The 2,026-nt window shown below is 54.1% G+C and carries 3 protein-coding genes and 1 pseudogene; 2 read left to right on the forward strand and 2 right to left on the reverse strand.

Features of this window, described 5'->3' with window-relative positions:
* Window positions 1-421, reverse strand: a 421-nt coding sequence (locus BN1117_RS01195) for a response regulator (protein ID WP_040094241.1), incomplete at its 3' end; no start/stop codon positions are given.
* A gap of 396 nt (window positions 422-817) precedes the next feature.
* Here BN1117_RS01195 and BN1117_RS01200 point away from each other — a divergent pair.
* On the forward strand, window positions 818-1,225 hold the full coding sequence (locus tag BN1117_RS01200; RefSeq protein ID WP_082032536.1) for a DUF3293 domain-containing protein: 408 nt from the start codon (window positions 818-820) through the stop codon (window positions 1,223-1,225).
* A gap of 42 nt (window positions 1,226-1,267) precedes the next feature.
* Window positions 1,268-1,747: a putative 4-hydroxy-4-methyl-2-oxoglutarate aldolase gene (locus BN1117_RS01205; RefSeq protein ID WP_040094244.1), complete on the forward strand. Its 480-nt coding sequence runs from the start codon at window positions 1,268-1,270 to the stop codon at window positions 1,745-1,747.
* Window positions 1,748-1,750: 3 nt separating this feature from the next.
* On the opposite strand, the pseudogene BN1117_RS01210 reads toward BN1117_RS01205, so the two are convergent.
* Window positions 1,751-2,026, reverse strand: a pseudogene (locus tag BN1117_RS01210) (hypothetical protein); the annotation flags it as partial.

The raw sequence follows: 2,026 nt of genomic DNA on the forward strand, positions 1-2,026 counted from the left end.
CGTTGAACAGATAACGCTCAACCAGCTTCTTCTCTTCGCCACCTGCAGCCACGTTCATGGTGCGGCTCAGCAGGTTGCGGGCACGGATGGTCAGTTCGCGCGGGTTAAACGGCTTGGTGATGTAATCATCGGCGCCGATCTCCAGGCCCAGGATCTTGTCCACTTCGTTGTCACGACCGGTCAGGAACATCAGGGCGATGTTGTCGTTCTCACGCAGTTCACGGGCCAGCAGCAGGCCATTTTTGCCCGGCAGGTTGATGTCCATGATCACCAGATTGATGGTGTGGGAAGTGAGGGCCTGGTGCATTTCGTCGCCGTTGTTGGCTTCGAGCACAATGTAGCCTTCCGCTTCAAAAATGCTTTTCAGGGTATTGCGTGTGACCAGCTCGTCTTCGACGATCAGAATGTGTGGTGTTTGCATGAGTATTCCCAGATTCTTATCAGTTAATTATCTTAAATTTAACACTCTTTGGCGTTTCAAACCGATTTCCTGACGGATCCTGAAAATTTATTACGTCATCCTGGGTATGAGAGTCAGGTCGGAATATCGCGAATTAGGCATCAGTACCGGCAAGTATCCCTGTGCCACTTATAGGTTCCCGACAAGTCTGGTCGAGTAGAGCCTGGAAAGGTCGTCCATTACGAAAGTGGCCGCATTTTATCAGTTAACAGGCGCATAACAACACTCTTTGCCGTCAGATAGCAACTTTTTAACTCTGTTTTGATATAGGTCAAACCCGGGCACAGCTGCATCATACTTGGCCTGAACCGATTTTTCGCCCCTATAAAATGTAATGGAATGTAACATGTGATTGACATGAATTTGTGGGAAAACTACAAGAAAATCTGCTTTATCGCGCCATTTGAGCCACCACATTGGCCTGCCTTTGCCATCATCACCGCCTGGAACCCGGCCAGCAAGTGGGTCACAGAAAGACGCAATGTGCGGCGGGAACGGGCGCTGTGGCACCATCTGACCGTGGATTTGCAGGTGCCTGTGGTGGGGCCGTTTTGGGGATCGGATCCCGATGAACAGTGGCAAGAGTCATCGCTGGCGGTGGTGCTCTCCCTGCCACAAGCTCGTCAGCTGGCTGCTCGCTTTGGCCAGAATGCCATCTACTGGGTGGAGAATGACCAGCTCTGGTTGGTGTCAGTATTGATCGATAAGTCAGCAGTTTGTCTGGGCAATATTGAATCCTTCTGGATTGCCAGAAACCTTGCCTGATGAAAGAATGAACACCTTCATGTATCTGAAAGGAATCAAATCATGCTGGATCTCCTGCCCGACCTCTGCGATCAACATGGCGACTTGCTGCAAGTGGCCGACCCGGTGTTTCAGGATTTTGGCGGCAAGGCCCTCTTTTATGGTCGCGCCGTAACGCTCTCCTGTTATGAAGACAACAGTCTGGTGCGGGATCTGGTGACCCGCCCCGGTCATGGCAAGGTGATGGTGATCGATGGCGGCGGCTCGCTGCGCCGTGCGCTACTGGGCGATCAACTGGCGGTCAAGGCGGTGGAGCAGGGGTGGGAGGGGATCCTGATCCACGGTGCGGCGCGGGATGTGGGCACCCTGGCGACACTGGCGCTCGGGGTCAAGGCGCTGGCGGCCTGTCCGGTCAAGACCGAAAAAAGGGGATTGGGGGAGCTGGGGGCTGTGGTCAGTTTTGCCGGCTTGACCATTCATGAAGGGGATTATGTTTACGCGGATCGCAACGGCGTGGTGGTCAGTGCCACGCCGTTGTTGTGAACATCAGAAGTTGAAGCCGACGCCCAGCGTCAACGCCTGATCGGCGGTGATGGCACTGACGCCATAGTTGGCGGTGAGGGAGAGTTTGGGGGTCAGCAGCAGGCTGGAGTTAAGCTCCAGCAATGTGCTGCCCTGGTTGAGCTCCAGATGCCGGATTTGGCTACCGACATTGAGTGCGGGGGAGAGCTGATAGCGTACCCCCGTGCTCATATTGAAGCCGGATTGACGATTTTTATCCGCTGCTGCTGGCCCTGCTTCCATAAAGAGGGTCACATCATT

It is taken from the genome of Aeromonas australiensis, from assembly GCF_000819725.1.
Taxonomy (GTDB): Bacteria; Pseudomonadota; Gammaproteobacteria; order Enterobacterales; family Aeromonadaceae; genus Aeromonas; species Aeromonas australiensis.